We start from the raw sequence: 18,907 nt of genomic DNA, 5'->3' as shown, positions 1-18,907 counted from the left end.
GTGCGTCACCCCAGTTTCTTCTGCCAGAACATTGCGCGACCCATCGCCGGGTCCAATTCATAACCCGCAAAGCCCATGCGCTCATAGGCGGCTTGCGCCACCGTATTACCTTCCAGAACTTCCAGCGTCAGCTTGCAGCAGCCCAGTTCGCGGGCGATATCTTCAACTTTATCCAGCATCACGGTCGATAACCCTTTGCCACGGTAGGCGGGGTCAACCGTGACATCATGGATATTAAGAATCGGTTTGCAGGCGAACGTAGAAAAGCCCTCAAAACAATTTACTAAGCCCGCTGGTTGGTCGTCCACAAAGCCGAGCACGATATGCGCGGTCGGGCGCTTACGCAGCTCGTTGATTAAATTAGACTGTGCGAAGTCCGATAATGGCTCACCGCCCCCCATGGGGTCCATGGCATAGCCATTGAGCAGTGTGACTATGGCGTTGGCGTCTTGGTCGTTGTGTGGATCGGCGCGGCGCGCGTGAATCATATCGTTTCCTCGGGTGCTGGTTTCTTGGTTGAAGCTTTCTTAGTACGAGTTTTTGGTGCGTTCGATGAGCGCAGTGATTCCAAGCGCGCATACAGGTATTCGGTAAAAAAACCGTGCATCAGAAAGCGCTGGCTCAGATTCCACGGGCCAACCAAATAGAGTGGGTGTTTGTTGTAGGCCATTTCAGCGAGACTCGGGTCGCCAATCAATTGGCCGATGCGCAATGCAATGGACTGGTCGAGGTTGAAGCCGTTAATGGCGTCGCGGTATTCCTCACGCGTCAGCAATAAACAAAACAGGCACATAAACAAGGCGTGCGAGGTTTCGAAGTCCAAAACCTGTGTGCGCTTGGGTGCAATCTGAAAGGCGGCCATGTCGATGGGTTGCCAATGCTGCCAGCTGATGTCTTGCTGTTTCTTGGCTTTGGCGGGTGTCCAATGGCCCAGTTCCGCGAACAGGCGAAACAGTTCTTGGTCGTGCTCCACAAAGCTGGCTTCTCGCATGCCGTCGATGGTGGTGGGGTAGAGCTCGACGCGTGCGATGTCAGTTGCTTCTGGCGAGTTGTCGGCGAGAAAATTCAGCACGTTGGACTCGGTGGCGAAATGGCGCAGAATCAGCAAGTTCGCTTCGCGGCTGACAAAATGGCGGCAAAACCAGCAGATCATGCTTTGCAGTAAGCCGTGTGCGCGAAACTGCGGCAACGGTAAGCGTTTAAAGAACCAAATCAGGTGCAGCAGTGCGGCGAAGAAAAACTGCAACAGTGGGCGCAACGACCAACGAAACGGGTTGTCGAGGTCCTTTAGCCACAGTTGCACCGCGTCGTTTTGAATCGGCAGTGAATTGTCGAACTCAATGGCGCGCAAGAACGCACTGCGTTTGGCTCTCTGGGCTGTGTTCGTTGGGTCTGATGATTCAGTCATGATCAATTTCCTCCAATTGCAGCGCGTACAAGCGCCCGACGACGCGCGCGGTGCGGTGAATGCTTTTGACGGACTGCGCGTCCACACAGACGCGATCCAACAACGCGTAGAGTTTGTCCATATGGGCGTCGTCGTTCGCGCCGTGGTAGCCCATAAACTGGGTGTAGCTGCCATCGCCATTGGTGCAGGCATTGATGCGTTTAGCCCAGTCGGCGGCCATTTTCTGGCCGAGCCCTTCGATGATCCACATCGCGCCGATGAGGTCGATGGGGTTGGGTTGACTGGCGCGGTGCATCAAAAAGGCGTGCAGTGCTTCGGTACCCAGATTGCGTTCGCCGTTTTGAATATCGGCGAGTTGGCCGCCTGCAGCGACATAGTCGCATTCCAGTATTTCGTAGTCGCGGTGTTCGTCACGCGCATGGCCAATGACTTCTGAACGCACATCGGCAAAGTCGCGGTCGAAACTGGACGCGCCACGGGTGATCCAACGCGCGCCTTCAATCACTTGTTGGCGCAGGTGCAGCAGCAAATTACGGTAATCTTCAATGGTGAATTGGTCGCGCTCCAATCGTTGAATCACCGGCACCCGGCCGAGCTGGCGTTCAAAATCAAACCAGATGCGCAGCAGCCCTTGCAAACAGTGTTGGCCCAGTTCGGTGGTAACTTTTTGGTTCATTTCTCTTTATTCCCTTTTCCTATTGGGTGATGGTGCACTGTCGGGTGTAGGGTGGCTAGGCCTAATTGAGGGCCGTGTGCGCCCCGGATGGGCGCACCCGAGCTTACAGGGACGTACTTGCAGCGTGCCCGAAATTAGGCCTAGCCACCGTTCACCTCGGCACGGACTTTCATGGCGCTTCCACCACCGTGAGCTGCATATACATGGTATTGAAACGCCCACTCTCAGGCACCATGCACAAGATAACCGCGCCGGGTTCGTAAGCTTGCGTGCGCCGGAATTCATCCAGCATTATGAAGATGGACGCACAGCCCGTATTGCCGCGCGTATAAAGGTTTGTGTACCACTTCTCTTCAGGAATCATCGCTCCCGCTTGCACCAAACTGTCGAAGATACGGCTGCGAAAATAGTCCGACGAGTAATGGCAGAGCACATGGTCGACCTGATTTACGGAAATGCGGCCTTCATCCAGTAGGCGCAGAAAACCATCTACCCCCAGCTTTACGATGTTGTCGAGCAAGCGAACGTCCTGACGCAGCAATAAAGCTCCAGCGGCTTCCGCCTCGGCGTAGGTGGGGAAGTCCTGCCAAGTGCGATGGTCGTTGGGATCAGTCGGGGAGCCGACGCTCATGCATACCGGGTAGGCGTCGGCGTGTGAATAGCCGCGTATCCAATCAATGCGAAAGCAGGTGCCACGTGGTTGGTCTTCCAGCAGCATGGCACCTGCGCCGTCCGACAGCATCCGTCGCAGAAACTCGGCGTTAAAGTCCACTTCGTCGCCGGCGGCTTCATAGCGAGTGGACTTGAACAGGCGCGAAGCCAATTCGCTGGCGACCACCAATCCATTCCGGTGTTCACCGGCTTTAATGCCGGTGTAGGCGGCTTTTAAGGCCATCATGCCGCTGGCGCAAATGCCGTGGCTGGTGTGCAGTTCAATATCACGCAGGCCCAGTTCGCCCTGCACCATGCTGCCAAAGCCGGGTAATACGAGGTCGCCTTGGCTGGTGGCGGCGCTGAGTTGTTGGATGCGCTTTGGGTTGAGCGGGCTTTGGTCTAAGCAGTCCTGCGCGGCGCGGGCGGCCATGGCGCTGTTGCTGATGGTGGTTTGGTGCTCGGCGTTCATGGCGTAATGTCGGGTTTGAATGCCGTTGGACTGTAAAATGCGCTTTTTCAGCCGACTGGGCTTGCCGTGCACGCGCCCGAGAATGTCTTCAATGTCGTCGTTGTTGATGGCGGGGCCGGGGAGGTGATGCCCCGTACTGGTGATGTAAACCGTCATGTTGTTGGAGCTTCCTTGCGTAAAGATTGGCGCAAACAGCGCAAATTTTCTTCTAAGTACGGCAGCCCACAGACAATGGTCATAAACAGAAGATAGTGTGTGAGGTACTGTTCGCCGCCGTGGGCGTATTCCATGCGCTGCAAGTGCAGTTGGCCCTGCCAATTGAACTGCACCAAGTCGAGCACTATGGGCCAATTGATGACGAAGATCATGGCCAGCATGTAAAACGGCAAGGTCGCTAAGTAGCTATGCGCGTGCATCTCCCAAATGGTGATTTTGCGGCGCGTGGAAGCGTAATGCACATCCCAGTGCGCTATGGTTTCGTGTAATACCCACGCGGTGAGGCAGACCAACAACACCAAGACGTTCACGCGAAATGACAAGCACATCAAGATCGGAATGCCGACCTGAAAGCCCATTACAGAATGCATTAAGGACTCTTTCAAGCCTGAGGTGGTTTCAATGCCCGTGGCGCGGTGGCAACACCAGTCAACGAAACCAGCAATGCCCCAGAGGGGAAGAAAAACAAACAATAGGGCGTTGATGAGCAGCTGACCAGTATCCATTTGTGGGGCTCCACAGCCGTGCTTTCGACATCTTGGGCAATGCGTCAGCATACCCAATCGTTCAGAAAATTCCATGACGAATTCTGCACTTTGAACGCCACCTCCGTGTTACTGCACCGCGTTAATGGGTACACTCTGTACCAATCAGTTATTGCTTGGTAATGAGAACCACTATGTCCCAGTTTTGGAGTGAAGTCGTCCGTAACCTTGAACCCTACGTGCCCGGTGAACAGCCGCAGGTAGATGGGCTGGTTAAGCTGAACACCAATGAAAGCCCTTACCCGCCATCGCCACGCGTACAAGCAGTGTTGCAGGACGAACAGTTGGTTGAACGCTTGCGGCTCTACCCTGACCCGAATTCGCAGCGCCTTAAAGCCGCCATTGCCAAACACCACGGCGTTGAAGCGTCGCGGGTGTTTGTCGGAAACGGTTCCGATGAAGTGCTGGCGTTGGCCTTTATGGCCTTTTTTCAGCAGCCCAAGCCACTGTTATTCCCTGACATCAGCTACAGCTTTTATCCGGTATATTGTCAGTTGTTCGGCATCCACGCAGAGCGCGTGGCGTTGCAGGATGACCTGAGCCTGAACCTGCAAGACTTCGTGCAGCCCAACGGTGGTGTGATCTTCCCCAACCCCAATGCCCCAACCGGCCGCGCCGTGCCTTTGGCGGATATCGAAGCCTTGTTGCAAGCCAACACCAACACCGTCGTGCTGGTGGATGAAGCCTATGTGGACTTTGGCGCGCAGTCGGCGGTGGCTTTGGTGAACCAATATCCTAACCTGTTGGTGTGCCAGACCTTGTCAAAATCGCGCTCTTTGGCCGGTTTGCGTGTTGGCTTTGCCATCGGCAGTCCAGAACTGATTGAAGGGCTGGATCGGGTGAAGAACTCGTTCAATTCATACCCGATGGATCGCATTGCCGAAGCTGCCGCCGTGGCGGCGATTGAAGACGAAACTTATTTTGCCGAATGCTGCCAGAAGATCATGGCGACCCGAGCGCACACCACCGCCGAGCTGGAAAAACTGGGTTTTTCGGTGCTGCCGTCCAGCGCAAATTTTGTGTTCGCCAAGCCGCCTTCGGGCGCGGACGCGGCGACGTTGGCGCACACCCTGCGTGAACACAAAATCATTGTGCGCTATTTCAATAAACCACGCATCAGCGACTATTTGCGCATCACTATTGGTACGGATGAGGAGATGAATCAGCTGCTGGTGGTCTTGCAAAAGAAGCTGGGCTGAACGGATTTATGGCAAAGAAAAAGGACATTCAGTTCGTCTGCACCGAATGCGGTGCCAACTACACCAAATGGCAAGGCCAGTGCGGTGAATGCAAGGCGTGGAATACCGTGGTGGAATTCCGCGAGGCCAAAAGCACGCCCGGCGCGCGCCGCCAAGGTTATGCCGGTGCCTTAAGCGAAGTTAAAACGTTGAGCGAAGTGGGTGTGGCAGAAGTGCCGCGCTTAATGACGGGTATTGGTGAGTTTGATCGCGTACTGGGTGGCGGCATCGTACCCGGTTCGGCTGTACTGATCGGCGGTAACCCCGGCGCGGGTAAATCGACCCTGTTGCTGCAAACGCTGTGTGCCTTGGCACAGCGCTTTTCCGTGCTGTACGTGACTGGTGAAGAAAGCCTGCAACAGATCGCCATGCGCGCACAACGCCTGCAATTGCCGACCGATAATGTGCATGTCATGGCGGAAACCGATGTGGCGGTGATTCTGGCGCAAGCAGAAGACAGAAAGCCTGACATCTTAGTCGTCGACTCCATTCAAGTCGTGCACCACCCGGATATTGAATCCGCCCCCGGTTCGGTATCGCAGGTGCGCGAAAGCGCCGCCATGCTGACGCAATACGCCAAACGCTCGAACACCGCGTTGTTTCTGATCGGCCATGTCACCAAAGACGGTTCGTTAGCCGGCCCGAAAGTGTTGGAGCACATGATCGACTGCTCGGTGATGCTGGACGCCGCGCACGACAGCCGCTTTCGTACCCTGCGTTCAATCAAAAACCGCTTCGGCGCGGTGAACGAACTGGGCGTGTTCGCCATGCTGGAAACCGGACTGAAAGAGGTTACCAACCCCAGCTCCATCTTTTTGAACCGCCAAGCCGAGGCCACGCCGGGCAGCGTGGTGACCGTATTGTGGGAAGGTACGCGGCCACTTTTGGTGGAACTGCAAGCGCTGGTGGATGACTCCATTGCCAGTTATCCCAAGCGCGTAACCTTAGGTTTGGACCAGAACCGACTCGCGATGATGTTGGCCGTGGTGCATCGCCATGGCGGTATTTTTACCGGTGACCAGGATGTGTACTTGAACGTCGTGGGTGGCGTGAAGGTCAACGAGACCAGTGCCGACCTGGCCAGTGTGGTGGCCATTCTGTCGAGCCTGAAAGACCGCGCTCTACCCAAAGACTTTTGTGTGTTCGGCGAAATCGGCCTGTCGGGTGAAGTGCGCCCAGTCTCTTCCGGCCAAGAACGCGTGACCGAGGCGGCCAAGCATGGGTTTCGTACGATCTTGGTGCCCAAATCAAATCAACCGCGCAAACCGATTGAAGGCGTTAAAGTCATTGGTGTACAGCGCTTGCAGGAAGCGCTGACCGCACTGGATGACTTGTGGTAAGCCTTCTGACCAAACGATTAACAAAGGACACATTATGAACTGGCTCACTGACATCCGCTGGTTGTTTCTCGACATGGACCACACCTTGGTGGATTTCAATCTGACCGAACGCAATGCGTTTGCGGATCTTTGCGCCTATTTGAATGTTTCTGATGTCGGCGGTGCTTTTGCGACCTTTCTCGAAGGCAATCGCCCACTGTGGCCACGGTTGGAGGCAGGTGAAATCAATGCGGCGGAGCTGCGCTACGCGCGTCAACGTTATTGGTTGGAACAATACCGCGTGGATGCAGATCCATCTGTCGTTGCACAGCATTATGAAACCTGCTTGGGTAATTACGTCGATTGGTTTGATGGTGTGCCGGAAATTCTGCAAGAATGGCGGCAGCGTTTTGGGCTGGCGTTGATCACCAACGGGCTAAGCAACGTTAAACGCCAGCAGCTCAAGCAAATGGCTGGTCTGTTCAGTGCGGTCAGTATTTCTGAAGAGGTGGGTGCGGCTAAACCAGCGGCGGCGTTCTTCCAACACACCTTGGCGCAAATTACCGAGCCATTGCGTCCAGAGCAGGTATTGGTGGTGGGCGACAACTACAAAGCGGATATTCTGGGCGGCAAGGCGATGGGGTTTCGGACGTGTTGGATCGGTGATGAAAGCGAGCACGCAAAAAAAGAAGGCGCGGACATTGCTGTCAGCGCACTTCCCAAACTTGCTGCTTTTCTAAGACGGGAATAGGACATCCTATGTCCTCGTGTGGCTCCTGCCTGTCTTCCGTTGACTAACTGCCATCCCAACAAAGCCAATCCAGGCTCTCGTCGTTTGTTGGCATGTTGCCATCCTATGGCGCGATTGTCCGTCCAGTGGTTCCGATGAAGAATTCAAGCACATCCTGTGTACAGCGTCCTGCCGGGTTCCAAGTGCTCTTCCTGAGCACCCTTGCAGTATAAACCAGGGCAGTTGAGTCACCAGAGCCAATTGTCGGGGGGGCGTGTAAGAGATTGCCGATAGCCGTTGTGCGTAGTGGTTGAAAACCTCCTTTTCTCGACTGGCGTCGTTAAAAATGGCCTCAAAATGCTCACTGGCTGGCCAGAACGACCACAGGTCGGCCCGAAGGGTGAGCGCAGCGAATATTCACTACCAGTAAACTGCGCTTTCTCGACTACTTTTTGTCTAGCCAGATTTTCGCCTCTGAGGTTTTTAGATGCTCCTCTATAGCGTTGTGGTCTCGTGTTGGCGCAGACGATCATTCAAGTCATTTATAGCGCGTGCCATATTCTCCATCAGTGTCACCGCGGTTTCCGGGTGGCGACTGATCAACGACTGAAAATCATCCTGCGGTACGGCGGCAACCAGTACATCGTCGCGCGCAATTACCGTCGCGGTGCGTGGCGTGCCGCACAGCATAGCCATGGCACCGAATAATTCGCCGGGCAACACTTCACCCACTTTGGTGTCACCACGATAGACATCGGCATGCCCCTGCACAACATGGTAAACTTCACCCGCCAGTTCGCCTTCGCGAATCATGACCTCTCCGGGTGCGAACTGTAGGAAACCGCTGCCAGTGGTGGGCGCGTTGCTGGCGTCACCGGTGACGGTTTGTTGCAATAAACTGATGTGCGTTAAGAGGTAAGCTGTCCATTGCGCCGCGCGTTGTTTGCTGAGGTGCAGGTGGCGCAGGACATCGCCTACTGGATAAAGGTTCAGCGTACTGGGTTGCTGTGCCACATAGCTGAAGTCTGGCAAGGCGTAGCCACCCGTCAGGCCAAGTAAATCACCTGCTTCGTACTCCACCACGCCTTGCTGAGCTTGAATGCCGCGCACTTGTCCACCGGACAAAAATGCCCAGTGGTCAGCAGGCACTGCGCTGTCAACGGCTTCGCCAGCTTGCAGCGTTACACTGGCTGAGGGCGCTGGTAATTCGGCGAACAGCAGGAGGCTGAGTTGCTGCAGTCGACGTGTGAGAGCAGGGCCAACTTCGTTATTGCCAGTCAGTAGATACATGGTTACACCTTACCGAATTCATCTTATTCTTCGTTGCGAATCAGCATAACAGGAGTCGCGTTTCATTTGCATGATCCAGTTCAGATTATGACGAACTCAGGCTTAAAAGGCTTGGTATTAATGCGTGAGCATGAAGACCGTGTGGATGGCGTATTGCTGCGCTATTGGGTGGCAAACGGGCAGACCGCGGTACCGGTCGAAGTGAGTGGCGCCGAGAGTGTCTGTTTCGCACGGGCTACCGACCTAGCCACTTTGCGCCCGCTGTTGCCACTGGGTTGTCGCGTAGGCGACGAAACCTTCAAAACGGCCCTGGGAGAAGTGGTGCATCCGGTGCGCTCTCCGGGCTGGACGGTGCAACGGCGCTGGATACGTAAGGCAGAGCGACAGGGCATTCGCCTAGAGGAAGACGACATTCAGCCGGCCGAGCGTTACCTGATGGAACGTTTCATCACGGCGGGTGTGGAGGTGGAGCACCACGAACAGGGTAAGCGGCTTCGCCCGGCGGAAGTTGATATCAGCTTGCGTTGGGTCTCGCTCGACATTGAAACGTCGCCCTTTGTGCCCGATCAACTGCCTGAACTGTACAGTATCGCCTTGTCGGGTGTGGGTATCCGACGTGTTTATGTGGCGTGGTCAAACGTGCCGGATGATCCGCGCTTGAAAGACGTCGAAGTCATTCTCTGTGGTGACGGGAAAGCCCTGCTGCAGCGGTTTTTGACTGATTGGGAAGCCTTAGAGATCGACGTCATCCTCGGCTGGCACGTCGTGGGTTTTGACTTGCACGTATTGGCGGGTTTGGCGCAGCAATGGAACATTCCTTTCACGCTGGGTCGGCAGCGACGAGTGGCCACTTGGCACAAGCGCCAGGACAAAGAATACCTGACTGTGCCCGGTCGCATGGTGGTGGATGGGATAGAGGCATTGCGTGCGGCTGGTTATCAGTTTGACAGCTTCAGCCTGGACGCCGTGGCGCATCGCCTGATGGGCACTGGTAAAGCCATGGAACACAAAGGCGGCGAGAGCAAAACCGATACCATCGACCGTTGGTTTAAGACGCAGGACACCGACTTACTGTGGTACAACCTGACCGACGCCGACTTGGTGGCCGACATCGTAAAGCAGGAAGCCTTGCTGGAATTCCTTGTGGCCCGCAGTCGTATGACCGGCCACACCCTTGACCGTGTGGGTGGCTCGGCGGCGGCGTTCAATTACCTCTATTTGCCCCGGCTGCATCGCAAGGGTTATGTGGCACCGCACGTTGGCAGCCAAACGCTGCATACCGCTAGCCCCGGCGGCTACGTGATGGACTCCCTGCCCGGCCTGTACCGACAGGTGCTGGTGCTCGACTTCAAAAGCCTGTACCCGAGCATCATGCGTACTTTTCAGGTAGACCCGTGGGCACTGTGGGAAGGCATGCAAGCTCCGGAAGAAGATACCATTCCAGGGTATCTGGGTGGTCGATTTATGCGCACGGGGGCCATACTGCCGACCTTGCTAGACCAGTTGTGGGAGGCGCGTGATCAAGCCAAAGCGCAAAAGAACGCGCCGCTGAGTCAAGCCATTAAGATTTTAATGAACTCCTTTTACGGCGTGCTGGGTTCCGACCTTTGTCGCTTTTTTGACCCACGCTTAGCGTCGTCGATCACCCGCCGCGGCCACGACATCATGATCCGCTCAAAAGCGTGGTTTGAAGCGCAAGGCTTAACGGTCATTTATGGCGACACCGACTCGCAATTCGTCTGGGTACGCGATGGTGTGAGCGACCCCGATGCATTGGGCGCTGAATTGGCTGCAGGGCTGAACGCCTATTGGCGGGGCGAAATACGGCATGAGTTCGGCATAGAAAGCCGTTTGGAACTGGAATACGAAACCTGTTATCAGCGTTTTCACATGCCCACCATTCGCGGTACCGAGCAAGGCTCAAAAAAGCGTTACGCAGGCTTGGTGGTGGCGCCAAATGGTGACGAAAAGCTGGTGTTTCGCGGTATGGAAGCGGTACGGTCAGACTGGACACCGCTGGCGCAGCGCTTTCAACACGAACTCTACCAGGCACTGTTTCACGACCGATCGTTGCAGCCTGTGTTACAACGTTTTGTGCGGCAACTGTTTGCGGGCGAGCTGGACGATGAGCTCTGGTATCGCAAGCGCTTACGTCGCCCGGTATCTGGCTACGCCAAAAGCAACCCACCGCATGTGCAGGCCGCTCGTCGCTATGAATTGCTCACCGGCAAACCCCCGCAGGGGTGGGTGCGCTATCGGCAAGGGCTGCACGGTGTGTTAGTGCCCGCAGACCGTGACCAAGCCATCAACTACCAGCACTATTTCGATAAACAGCTCGCGCCCATCGCCGATGCCGTGCTGCACATTATGGGGCAGGATTTTCAAACGCTGGCCGGACCGCAGATGCCGTTGCTGTAGTGGCCGTTACGGAATCGTAACTACCGAATCAGGCTATGGGTGCTACTCTATACCCACTCAACCCTTTTGCAGGTCCTCATGAAAATTTTGGTGATCGAAGACGATCAGCAACTCAACGAATTTGTTTGTCACGGCCTTCAACAAGCCGGTTATGTGGTGGATAGCTGTGGCAATGGCAAAGAAGGTCTGATGCTGGCGGTGTCAGAAACGCATGACCTGATCATTGTGGATCGCATGCTGCCTGAGGTGGATGGCCTGACCATCGTGCGTACCCTGCGAGCATCGAATTTGACCACGCCGGTGTTGATACTCAGCGCACTGGGTGAGGTAGAGCAGCGGGTTGAGGGTCTGCGGGCGGGGAGCGATGACTACTTGGCCAAGCCCTTTGCCTTTGAAGAACTGCAAGCGCGCGTGGAAGCGCTGTTGCGGCGCGGCCAACAAAGCGCCGAGCCTATTACCGCCATTGAGCTGGGTGACTTGCGGCTCGACCTGCGCACCCGGCAAGCCTTTCGTGCTGGGCAAAAAATTCATCTGCAACAACGCGAGTTCCGCCTGTTGGAATACTTGATGCGCCACGCCGGCCAAGTGGTGACACGCACCATGTTGCTGGAAAATGTGTGGGATTATCATTTCGACCCACAAACCAATGTGATTGATGTTCACATCAGTCGCTTACGGCAGAAAATAGATTTAGGTCAGGGCACCAGTCTGATTCAAACAGTGCGTGGAGCGGGTTATGTCTTCCAGACCGTCTGAAAAGCTGTGGCGCAGTTCCAGTTTTCGCATCACAGTGCTTTATTTGGGCTTATCGTGGCTGACACTCGCCATCGTTATGCTGTTTATGTACCAGCACGTGCGCAGTCAGTTGTGGCAAGGTATTCATGCGCAGTTGGACCAGGATGTTGTGCGCATTGAGCGTTTTCATCAACGCCAACCGTTAGACCCCGACCGACCACTGCCCGTTTACAACAGTGAGCAGGGGTCAGAGCGCCTTTGGATTTTGGAAGTTAAGCGCCGCAATGGCGACCATAAGATCTATACCGGTGCTAAGCCTCGTACCTTTTCTATTGCCCGCCCGCCGGGCTTTGGGCGAGATTCCGAAGCCATGCTGATGGAGGAAGGCGGCCACTTGTTCATTACCCGCCGCATCTCGTTACCGCCTAATTTGACCGCGCGCATCGGTCGCAATGTGGATTACCTCTATGCGCTCGACGCCGCGCTGCGCGGCGCCATCATCAGTGGATTGTTATTGACGCTGCTCTTGAGCTTGGCCGGTGCGATCTTGTTAGGGCGGCGTACGGTACGGCGCTTGAATGACATTAATCGTCTTTGTGCCGACATCGTTGCGGGTCACATGGACAAGCGGGTGCCCGTGGAAACCGGACGGGATGATTATGACCGATTGGCGCTGAGTATTAACCTGATGTTGGATCGCATTCAGCAATTGATGCACAGCATTCAGCAGGTGTCGGACAACATTGCTCACGACCTAAAAACGCCGCTGGCGCGGTTGCGCGCCCGTCTCGAATTAATACGACAGGATCAAGATGGCGAGGTCATGGATGAGGTGATGGCGGAAGCCGATCGCATGATGGTGATGTTCAATGCTCTGCTGCGTATCGGGCGTCTGGAGGCAGGCAGTGCGCAGTTAAAACGCGATCACATTGATATGCTGGCGTTGGTTAATGACTTGGCCGAACTGTACGAACCCTTGTTTGAGGACAAAGGCATACGGTTTCAAGTAGTCGGTCAAGGGTTGCCCACCCAAGGCGACCCAGATCTTTGGTTCCAAGCGCTCGGCAACCTGCTGGATAATGCGTTGAAGTACACGCCAGAGGGTGGTGAGGTAAGCATCCGCTTGCAGTCGTCATCGGGGCAAACCATCGAAGTCATCGACCGTGGGCCGGGCATAGCGCCGGAACAGCGTGAACAAGTCTTCGAGCGCTTTTTCCGCGCCGAAGCACACCGGCAGACCGAAGGTTTTGGCTTGGGATTAAGCCTGGTACGCGCCGTGGCTCACATTCATCGGGCGGAATTGTCGTTACACGACGCCAAGCCGGGTTTGCGCGTGCGTATTCAGCTGCCTTCGGTGGGATAGAACTTCATGGACACCGAGTTGATGCAGTAACGTAGGCCGGTCTCGGTCGGGCCATCGGGAAAGACATGCCCGAGATGAGCATCGCACTCACCGCAACGCACCTCAACGCGCACCATGCCATGGCTACGATCTTCATGGCGAGTGACGTTGCTGCTCGCCATCACCTCAGAGAATGACGGCCACCCGCAGCCTGCATCGAATTTGGTGCTGTGTTCAAACAGCGGTGCATCGCAGCAAATACAGTGATAGTGACCGGGCGTAAAGGTATCCCAATACGCGCCAGTGAACGGCCGCTCAGTGCCCGCTTGACGCGCCACACGGTATTGCTCGGGCGTCAGCTGTGCCTGCCACTCGGCATCGGTCTTGTCTATTTTGGCCATGGTCTGCCTCGTTTGCTCCAATGTGCTTAGAGTCGGAAAGAGAATTTAAAGTCTAGCCGTGGGTCTACGTAGTTTTGTACGGTGCCAAGGTCCAGTTCAGATCCATCGTCGGCGCATTGCTCGCCCTGCCGCTGGGTGACCTGACCGGTATTTACCTGCAGACCCAGTTGCGCGTTGAACACCGGGTTGACCTGCCAACGATACCCCCAGCGGCCACTCAGATTCAGCGGGATTAACGGGCGGCACGCATCAGCCAGCTCAGCACCGCCGCTGGGAACGATTTGTACCCAGTTGGCACTGGTGCCCCAGTAAAAGCCGCTTTCCCGTTCCTGCATCCGATTCCAATGAATGCCCAGCAGGTGCATGGTGGCCTCGGTACTGGCGTACACGGCGTACTGCGGACCTATCATGGCGTCACCGCGTGGCACGTCGACGGCGATATCCAGCATTACGGGACCTTCGTCGAAATAGGCTTCTAGCCCTTGCCACAGGCGGTAGGGATCGAAGCGAATTTCTACCGCCTGAATGGGCGCTGCCAGTAGAAGTGCCAGAATGGCGAATAAACGCATGGTATGTTCCTCACCCCATTTTTGCTGGAAGCATACCATATTGCTCAGGATTACCCAGCTGAAACCAGTGCGTGGTAAACTGCCGCCCATGAAATGGATCAAGCAGCGGCTGTTGCCGCATCAACAACAATTCTTACTCATCGTTTTGGTGGTGTCTGGCTTACTGTTGCTGGGTTACAGCCTAGGCTATGCCGTAGGCAAGCGTGCTCAGTCGCCCGTCGCGGCGAGCGCAGTCGTAGCACCTGAGCTGGATGAACGCCAAGCAGGGTTACGGGAGGACATGCGCCGACTCACTGCACTGATTCAAGCACAGGTAGACGGTGCTGAATTGACACAGGAAGCCGTTGCGCTGTTACGGCGTGAATTGGCTGAGCTGCAGCAAGCCTATCAGCGATTAGAACAGGCTCATGAGCAACAAGCGGAAGCGCTGCGCCAAGCCGAAGCCGAGCGTCAGCGCTTATTGAGCACCGAATAGTGCCTTGCTAAAGGGCCGGGCGGTGTCGCTCGGCTGACTCCAGAACCACCGCGGGAATGGTTGGCTCGGAAGTGGGCTGCAGTAGGGTCGCCGCTAGGCGTGACAGATGCACAGGGCGGACATTCAGCACGGCGAGCAGTGCACGCTGCGAGCGATCAATACGATCCAGCGTTAATCCAATCATTTCTGCCTGCGGGTGTAATTTACGTAAGATCGCCAGAGCTTCCATAGTGGGCGGTGGGCCCATATCCAGAGCAATGATCATGATGTCGATATCATGGGATTCCGCCAAGCGCTCTGCGCCTTCGCAATCAGTGGCCTCATAAATCACCGTGTTTGGCATGCCCATGTGCAAGGCGGATTCTATTTGACGCCGTACGACCGGCTGTGAACAAATCAAAAGCACATTCTGACTTTGCATGGAGATGTCTCCCATCACGATGAACTCGTTAGTTGAGCATAGATCACCGGTGGGGATTAGACTGTTGTGATTGGGTTACAAAATGTCAGTAAGAACTAAAAAAGGGCCCAAAGGCCCTTTTATGCCCAGGTATGGGCAGACCGAGAATTGCTCATGCATTCTCGGTAGAGCTGTTCCGGCGTGCCTCGCGAAAGCTGACCATGCGCTGACAGGCCTCATCGTACAAAGTCAACGTCAGCAAACGAGGGGTACGCAGCCAAGAAATCTTGTTTACCGCTTCGAGGTCCGGAATGCTGCGCACCACTTCTTTCAGGCGGTAAAAAGGTACTTTACTGTCAAGATGATGGATGTGGTGCAAGCCGATATTGGCGGTTAACCAGTTCATGAACCCCGGCATCGCTAACTGGCTGCTGCCTTCAATGGCCGCTTGGTGGTAGTTCCAAGTCTCTTGTGGTGCCCAGTAGGCATCTTCAAATTGGTGCTGTACATAAAACAACCAAATGCCAATCATCATGGCGAGGTACAGGGTTAAGCAGTAAACGGCGGCCACGAAACCGAAACCAAGAAAGGTACCTAATAAAATAACAATCGCCGCCAGCACTACATTGTTGCTGAGTATGCTGCGCCAGTTTTCTTTGAAGGGAGTGGGGTGGCCAAAGGGCACACGCATTTTAAGCAGCAAGAAGGCTGGGCCTAATACGATGATGACCAGCGGATGGCGATAAAAACGGTAGCCGAGGCGACTCCAGAAGCCGGCATTGCGGTATTCTTCGACCGTCCAGGTTGTTACATCACCGGCACCGCGTTTGTCGAGGTTGCCTGTGGTGGCGTGGTGCATGGCGTGTGTGCGCTTCCAATAGCTGTAAGGAATGCCGGTGGTGGCGCCCAGCGCCTTGCCTACCCACTTGTTTAGCCCTTTATGACGGAAAAATGAACCATGGCCCAAGTCATGCTGCACCAGAAAGATGCGTACCATAAAGAAGGCGGCGGGTACGGTCAGCAGGATGCTGATGATGGGGTAGTGACCCCACAAGGCAGCGGCGGCGGCAAAGATTGTCACGAAGGGTACGACAGTGAATATCACTTCTAGCCAGGCGCGGCCGGTGCGAGCTTGCGCATAGGCGCGTACTTGCTTGGCGATCTGGCGATAATCAGTGTTGGTCATATTAGGTTTTTCTATCCTGTGTCAGGGCTATGATTCTACTGATCGGGAGCAGAAAAACCATGACAATCTTATGACCCAACCCCCATTCCGACCACGGTATAGTAACATCAGAGTTACGCACTGCCCTGCAGCCCTTTGCTGCTAGGGGGCTGTACCGACTTGATAGCAGGCCTTCGTGCGCTTCTCCGGCACAGGTAAATTTGTTACCTTTGCGTTCCCGTCACAGACCGACCGAGTATTACCATGATCATCTTCAGTTACGGCTTCCTGTTGCTTATCCTGATCGCCACCCCGGCGCTATGGACACGCTGGTGGCACTATAACCGTTTCACTGCCTATTCTTGGACCTTTGTGGTTTTTATTGCCTGTATGGGCATCGTCTATTTGGGCTTTGGTGAAATCGACTGGATGCGCGTAATGGGCTTGTTTGTGTTGATGATTGCCATGACCGCTGCGCGCTTGTTCTACGGTCGAAAGCGTGATGATGAAGCGCGAGCGGCCGAGCAGGTAGCGAAAGAGCAGGCCTCGAAAGACTAGGCTGTCGGGTGGCAGGCGTTACAATTCTTCGAGCATGCCGATGACAATATCCCGCTCAAACACACGCGTTTTACCATCGTCGAAACGAATATGAATTTGTGAGCCTTCCTCCCGCAGTAGGCTGCCAACACCAAAATAGTTGTGCCTTACGCGGCGTATCTGGTTAGGCGTTGCTCGACTGGGCAGTGCTCGACCTGTCAAGGTAAGGGGTGCGCCCATGCGTTGCACGTATTGCTGGGCCAACGGAGTGACACCCGTCGGCAATGCCAGTTCACCCGTAGGCGGCGTTGCAGGGTCGCGCAACGCTTTGCCTAAAGCAATGCTTAAGGGTATTTCCATTTCCGCCACAAAAGCACTGCGCTCATCGCCTTGTGCTGGTGTAAACAGGTGCACCTCCTGTTGGCCGCGGGTCAGCGCTACATAGAGCAAACGGCGCTCGCTTTCTTCGTCTACCGGTAAGCGCAGGTCGCCATCGGGCCGATAGGGGTAGAAGTGTTGATTCAGTCCGGGAATCAACACCACTGGCCATTCGCGGCCTTTGGCTTTATGGATGCTGGTCAGCGTTAACCCTTTTGCGCCCTGCGATGACTGAGGTTTTTGGATCTCCTGTAGCCACCCATCGGCATCGGCGGCCGGTCGATCGTTCTGCTGTAAAAAGCTTAAAAAGGCTTTGACTGTTTCTTTCTGCTCGTCACTTTGTTGCGCGGAAAAAGCACCGCTGGCAAGTGCGTTCAAGTAATCCGTATTGTTTAACCACGCGCTGACCAGTTGCTTGGCTGTGGTTGTGGGCTGCTCCGCTAATTGAATGACACTGCCGCGTAAGGCCAATTGCTCTTGCTGCCAGTGTGAGCATTTGGGTGGCAACTGGGCCATAAAATGCTTGCCCAGCCCCGACGTGGCAGACCCCAATCGAGTCGCCATTTGCTTCAGAATATCGCGCTGGATCTTCGGGTACGGTTGGGTCAGCAGTGTCATCCAGGCTTGCGTTCGGGCGGCCTTGTTGAGCTTTACGAAGCGGCCGCTGGCGATGCTGAGTAACAGCAGCAAGGGTTGTAGCTCGTGCCGTTGCAACACGCCGCGTTCGGTTTCCAATTGAAAGGCTATGTTGAGCGTGAGCAGCTGCAATTCCAATCGTGCCGCTTGCGCCCACAAGCGATGCAACACGGCGATGTCGGCCAGCGGGCGCTGAGTACGCAGCTGGGTAATTTGTTGTACGAGGACACTGGTCTCATCGCTCACGCGGTGCAGATGCAGCGCCGTGTCTGGTGTGCTGTCGTGCGCACAGGTCAGCACCGGTTGACGGCCTTGATTGTGATGAATTAGATGGTTGGCTGCCAGTGCGACTTGGGGCCCGTAACGAAAGGTATGGCTGAGCGTATGCACCTGACTGTCGGGGTAACGTTCGGGAAACTGGTGCAGCATAAAGCTAGGGTCTGAACCGCGAAATTCGTAAATGGTCTGATCAGGGTCGCCGACCACGGTCACGGTGGCACGCTCGCCCGACAGGGTTTCCAACAACAGGTGTTGAATGGCGTTAATGTCTTGAAACTCGTCCACCACAATGTGGTCGAGGTGGTTGGCAAACTGCGCCGCGACGTCGGAGCGTTGGCTGAACAGCGCCACGGGGTCGTACAGCATGTCGGCAAAGGTAATGCGTTGTTGTGCCTTGCGCCACTGCTCTAGGCGTTCAAAGGTTTTTATCAACAAGCGTGCATTACCAGGCATGCCCAATTGTTTGAACACCACGGCCGGTGGTTCCAGCCCGGCTTTGACGCGCTCAATAAAGGTCAGCGTGGGCTCTACCCATTTGCGCTTGTTGTTTAGAATATCTTGCGCTTGCTCGCCGGTGGTGGCCAGCTCTTGCAGCCAACGCCAAATGCGCGGCTCTAACTCGCCGTCGCTGAGAATGTCGCCCTGAAACGCCGGCAACAAGCCGCGTTGAATCAACGTGCGATAAATGCTCAGACCCAGCGAATGGAAGGTGCGCACATCGGGCAGAGGGCCGCGGTTGCGGGCGCGTAAGCGCTGCAAGAAATCCTGTTGCGCACTGCGGTTGTACATCAGCACCAGTAAGCGCCGAGGCGTTACGCCGTCGGCGAGCAAGGCTTCGGTTTGCCCAATCAGGGTCGAGGTTTTGCCTGAACCGGCCACGGCAATCACGCGGCTGTGTTGCTGCCGCGCCGCTATGACGCGGGCCTGTTCTGGGGTGAAGCCTGACATTACTGCACGTTACCCATGGAGAGAAGGGCGAAGGATAAAGCATCACTGTATCCATTGCACCTGACCCTGGGTTTAGCCA

At 55.5% G+C, this 18,907-nt stretch carries 19 protein-coding genes; 8 read left to right on the top strand and 11 right to left on the bottom strand.

The window, feature by feature from the left end; genetic code table 11:
• Positions 1-5: 5 nt before the first annotated feature.
• The 5 genes from NFC81_RS14770 to NFC81_RS14750 all read right to left on the bottom strand — a co-directional run bounded on the left by NFC81_RS14770 (position 6) and on the right by NFC81_RS14750 (position 3,929).
• Positions 6-488 (bottom strand): GNAT family N-acetyltransferase, encoded by a 483-nt coding sequence (locus NFC81_RS14770; protein ID WP_304995242.1) that lies wholly within the window; start codon positions 486-488, stop codon positions 6-8.
• Complete coding sequence (locus NFC81_RS14765) at positions 485-1,408, bottom strand: hypothetical protein (RefSeq protein ID WP_304995241.1); 924 nt, start codon at positions 1,406-1,408, stop codon at positions 485-487. Before NFC81_RS14765 ends, NFC81_RS14770 begins: the two co-directional genes overlap by 4 nt.
• Positions 1,401-2,084 carry a hypothetical protein gene (locus NFC81_RS14760; RefSeq protein ID WP_304995240.1) on the bottom strand — a complete coding sequence of 228 codons (684 nt, stop codon included), beginning with the start codon at positions 2,082-2,084 and terminating at the stop codon, positions 1,401-1,403. Before NFC81_RS14760 ends, NFC81_RS14765 begins: the two co-directional genes overlap by 8 nt.
• A gap of 169 nt (positions 2,085-2,253) precedes the next feature.
• Complete coding sequence (locus NFC81_RS14755) at positions 2,254-3,363, bottom strand: beta-ketoacyl-ACP synthase III (RefSeq protein WP_304995239.1); 1,110 nt, start codon at positions 3,361-3,363, stop codon at positions 2,254-2,256.
• Positions 3,360-3,929: a diguanylate cyclase gene (locus NFC81_RS14750; RefSeq protein WP_304995238.1), complete on the bottom strand. Its 570-nt coding sequence runs from the start codon at positions 3,927-3,929 to the stop codon at positions 3,360-3,362. The genes NFC81_RS14755 and NFC81_RS14750 overlap by 4 nt, the downstream gene beginning before the upstream one ends.
• A 173-nt stretch (positions 3,930-4,102) precedes the next feature.
• Between NFC81_RS14750 and hisC the strand changes: the two genes are divergently transcribed.
• The 3 genes from hisC to NFC81_RS14735 are packed head-to-tail and all read left to right on the top strand — an operon-like array spanning position 4,103 to position 7,276.
• The gene (gene hisC / locus NFC81_RS14745; RefSeq protein WP_304995237.1) at positions 4,103-5,167 is read left to right on the top strand and encodes a histidinol-phosphate transaminase; all 1,065 of its coding nucleotides are present in this window, start codon (positions 4,103-4,105) and stop codon (positions 5,165-5,167) included.
• A gap of 8 nt (positions 5,168-5,175) precedes the next feature.
• A complete protein-coding gene (gene radA, locus NFC81_RS14740; RefSeq protein WP_304995236.1) occupies positions 5,176-6,546 on the top strand; it encodes a DNA repair protein RadA in 1,371 nt (456 codons plus the stop codon).
• 34 nt (positions 6,547-6,580) lie between these two features.
• On the top strand, positions 6,581-7,276 hold the full coding sequence (locus tag NFC81_RS14735; RefSeq protein WP_304995235.1) for an HAD-IA family hydrolase: 696 nt from the start codon (positions 6,581-6,583) through the stop codon (positions 7,274-7,276).
• 474 nt (positions 7,277-7,750) lie between these two features.
• Here NFC81_RS14735 and NFC81_RS14730 read toward each other — a convergent pair whose 3' ends face one another.
• Entirely contained in the window at positions 7,751-8,545 is a 795-nt protein-coding gene (locus tag NFC81_RS14730; RefSeq protein WP_304995234.1) for a cyclic nucleotide-binding domain-containing protein, read from the bottom strand.
• 66 nt (positions 8,546-8,611) lie between these two features.
• Here NFC81_RS14730 and NFC81_RS14725 point away from each other — a divergent pair, with 66 nt between their 5' ends.
• The 3 genes from NFC81_RS14725 to NFC81_RS14715 all read left to right on the top strand — a co-directional run bounded on the left by NFC81_RS14725 (position 8,612) and on the right by NFC81_RS14715 (position 13,061).
• On the top strand, positions 8,612-10,963 hold the full coding sequence (locus NFC81_RS14725) for a DNA polymerase II (RefSeq protein WP_304995233.1): 2,352 nt from the start codon (positions 8,612-8,614) through the stop codon (positions 10,961-10,963).
• A 78-nt stretch (positions 10,964-11,041) separates the two neighbouring features.
• Entirely contained in the window at positions 11,042-11,719 is a 678-nt protein-coding gene (locus tag NFC81_RS14720) for a response regulator transcription factor (protein ID WP_304995232.1), read from the top strand.
• Entirely contained in the window at positions 11,700-13,061 is a 1,362-nt protein-coding gene (locus NFC81_RS14715; RefSeq protein WP_304995231.1) for an ATP-binding protein, read from the top strand. Before NFC81_RS14720 ends, NFC81_RS14715 begins: the two co-directional genes overlap by 20 nt.
• Here NFC81_RS14715 and msrB read toward each other — a convergent pair.
• Together msrB and NFC81_RS14705 are read right to left on the bottom strand one after the other, a co-directional pair.
• Positions 13,040-13,441 (bottom strand): peptide-methionine (R)-S-oxide reductase MsrB, encoded by a 402-nt coding sequence (gene msrB, locus NFC81_RS14710; protein WP_304995230.1) that lies wholly within the window; start codon positions 13,439-13,441, stop codon positions 13,040-13,042. The genes NFC81_RS14715 and msrB overlap by 22 nt on opposite strands.
• A gap of 26 nt (positions 13,442-13,467) precedes the next feature.
• Positions 13,468-14,010 (bottom strand): hypothetical protein, encoded by a 543-nt coding sequence (locus NFC81_RS14705; RefSeq protein WP_304995229.1) that lies wholly within the window; start codon positions 14,008-14,010, stop codon positions 13,468-13,470.
• A gap of 88 nt (positions 14,011-14,098) precedes the next feature.
• Between NFC81_RS14705 and NFC81_RS14700 the strand changes: the two genes are divergently transcribed.
• Entirely contained in the window at positions 14,099-14,485 is a 387-nt protein-coding gene (locus tag NFC81_RS14700) for a hypothetical protein (protein ID WP_304995228.1), read from the top strand.
• A 7-nt stretch (positions 14,486-14,492) separates the two neighbouring features.
• Here NFC81_RS14700 and NFC81_RS14695 read toward each other — a convergent pair whose 3' ends face one another.
• Together NFC81_RS14695 and NFC81_RS14690 are read right to left on the bottom strand one after the other, a co-directional pair.
• A complete protein-coding gene (locus NFC81_RS14695; RefSeq protein WP_304995227.1) occupies positions 14,493-14,906 on the bottom strand; it encodes a hypothetical protein in 414 nt (137 codons plus the stop codon).
• A 151-nt stretch (positions 14,907-15,057) separates the two neighbouring features.
• Positions 15,058-16,071: a fatty acid desaturase gene (locus NFC81_RS14690; RefSeq protein WP_304995226.1), complete on the bottom strand. Its 1,014-nt coding sequence runs from the start codon at positions 16,069-16,071 to the stop codon at positions 15,058-15,060.
• A 243-nt stretch (positions 16,072-16,314) separates the two neighbouring features.
• On the opposite strand from NFC81_RS14690, the gene NFC81_RS14685 reads away from it, so the two are divergent.
• Positions 16,315-16,608: a hypothetical protein gene (locus NFC81_RS14685; protein WP_304995225.1), complete on the top strand. Its 294-nt coding sequence runs from the start codon at positions 16,315-16,317 to the stop codon at positions 16,606-16,608.
• Between the two features lie 18 nt (positions 16,609-16,626).
• Here the strand turns inward: NFC81_RS14685 and NFC81_RS14680 are convergent, their stop codons facing one another.
• A complete protein-coding gene (locus NFC81_RS14680; protein WP_304995224.1) occupies positions 16,627-18,828 on the bottom strand; it encodes an ATP-dependent helicase in 2,202 nt (733 codons plus the stop codon).
• Between the last annotated feature and the right edge of the window lie 79 nt (positions 18,829-18,907).

This window comes from Salinispirillum sp. LH 10-3-1, assembly GCF_030643825.1.
Lineage (GTDB): Bacteria > Pseudomonadota > Gammaproteobacteria > Pseudomonadales > Natronospirillaceae > Salinispirillum.
Note: the sequence above shows the minus strand (reverse complement) of the source record. Positions and strands in the feature narration are given on the sequence as shown.

What these genes read in the sequence shown, in the direction of transcription:
- NFC81_RS14765 (WP_304995241.1), bottom strand. Translation starts at nt 1,408, where the DNA reads ATGACTGAATCATCAGACCCAACGAACACAGCCCAGAGAGCCAAACGC.
- NFC81_RS14700 (WP_304995228.1), top strand. Translation starts at nt 14,099, where the DNA reads ATGAAATGGATCAAGCAGCGGCTGTTGCCGCATCAACAACAATTCTTA.
- NFC81_RS14720 (WP_304995232.1), top strand. Translation starts at nt 11,042, where the DNA reads ATGAAAATTTTGGTGATCGAAGACGATCAGCAACTCAACGAATTTGTT.
- NFC81_RS14760 (WP_304995240.1), bottom strand. Translation starts at nt 2,084, where the DNA reads ATGAACCAAAAAGTTACCACCGAACTGGGCCAACACTGTTTGCAAGGG.
- hisC (WP_304995237.1), top strand. Translation starts at nt 4,103, where the DNA reads ATGTCCCAGTTTTGGAGTGAAGTCGTCCGTAACCTTGAACCCTACGTG.
- NFC81_RS14695 (WP_304995227.1), bottom strand. Translation starts at nt 14,906, where the DNA reads ATGCAAAGTCAGAATGTGCTTTTGATTTGTTCACAGCCGGTCGTACGG.
- NFC81_RS14755 (WP_304995239.1), bottom strand. Translation starts at nt 3,363, where the DNA reads ATGACGGTTTACATCACCAGTACGGGGCATCACCTCCCCGGCCCCGCC.
- NFC81_RS14750 (WP_304995238.1), bottom strand. Translation starts at nt 3,929, where the DNA reads ATGGATACTGGTCAGCTGCTCATCAACGCCCTATTGTTTGTTTTTCTT.
- NFC81_RS14705 (WP_304995229.1), bottom strand. Translation starts at nt 14,010, where the DNA reads ATGCGTTTATTCGCCATTCTGGCACTTCTACTGGCAGCGCCCATTCAG.
- radA (WP_304995236.1), top strand. Translation starts at nt 5,176, where the DNA reads ATGGCAAAGAAAAAGGACATTCAGTTCGTCTGCACCGAATGCGGTGCC.
- NFC81_RS14715 (WP_304995231.1), top strand. Translation starts at nt 11,700, where the DNA reads ATGTCTTCCAGACCGTCTGAAAAGCTGTGGCGCAGTTCCAGTTTTCGC.
- NFC81_RS14680 (WP_304995224.1), bottom strand. Translation starts at nt 18,828, where the DNA reads ATGTCAGGCTTCACCCCAGAACAGGCCCGCGTCATAGCGGCGCGGCAG.
- msrB (WP_304995230.1), bottom strand. Translation starts at nt 13,441, where the DNA reads ATGGCCAAAATAGACAAGACCGATGCCGAGTGGCAGGCACAGCTGACG.
- NFC81_RS14690 (WP_304995226.1), bottom strand. Translation starts at nt 16,071, where the DNA reads ATGACCAACACTGATTATCGCCAGATCGCCAAGCAAGTACGCGCCTAT.
- NFC81_RS14770 (WP_304995242.1), bottom strand. Translation starts at nt 488, where the DNA reads ATGATTCACGCGCGCCGCGCCGATCCACACAACGACCAAGACGCCAAC.
- NFC81_RS14735 (WP_304995235.1), top strand. Translation starts at nt 6,581, where the DNA reads ATGAACTGGCTCACTGACATCCGCTGGTTGTTTCTCGACATGGACCAC.
- NFC81_RS14685 (WP_304995225.1), top strand. Translation starts at nt 16,315, where the DNA reads ATGATCATCTTCAGTTACGGCTTCCTGTTGCTTATCCTGATCGCCACC.
- NFC81_RS14730 (WP_304995234.1), bottom strand. Translation starts at nt 8,545, where the DNA reads ATGTATCTACTGACTGGCAATAACGAAGTTGGCCCTGCTCTCACACGT.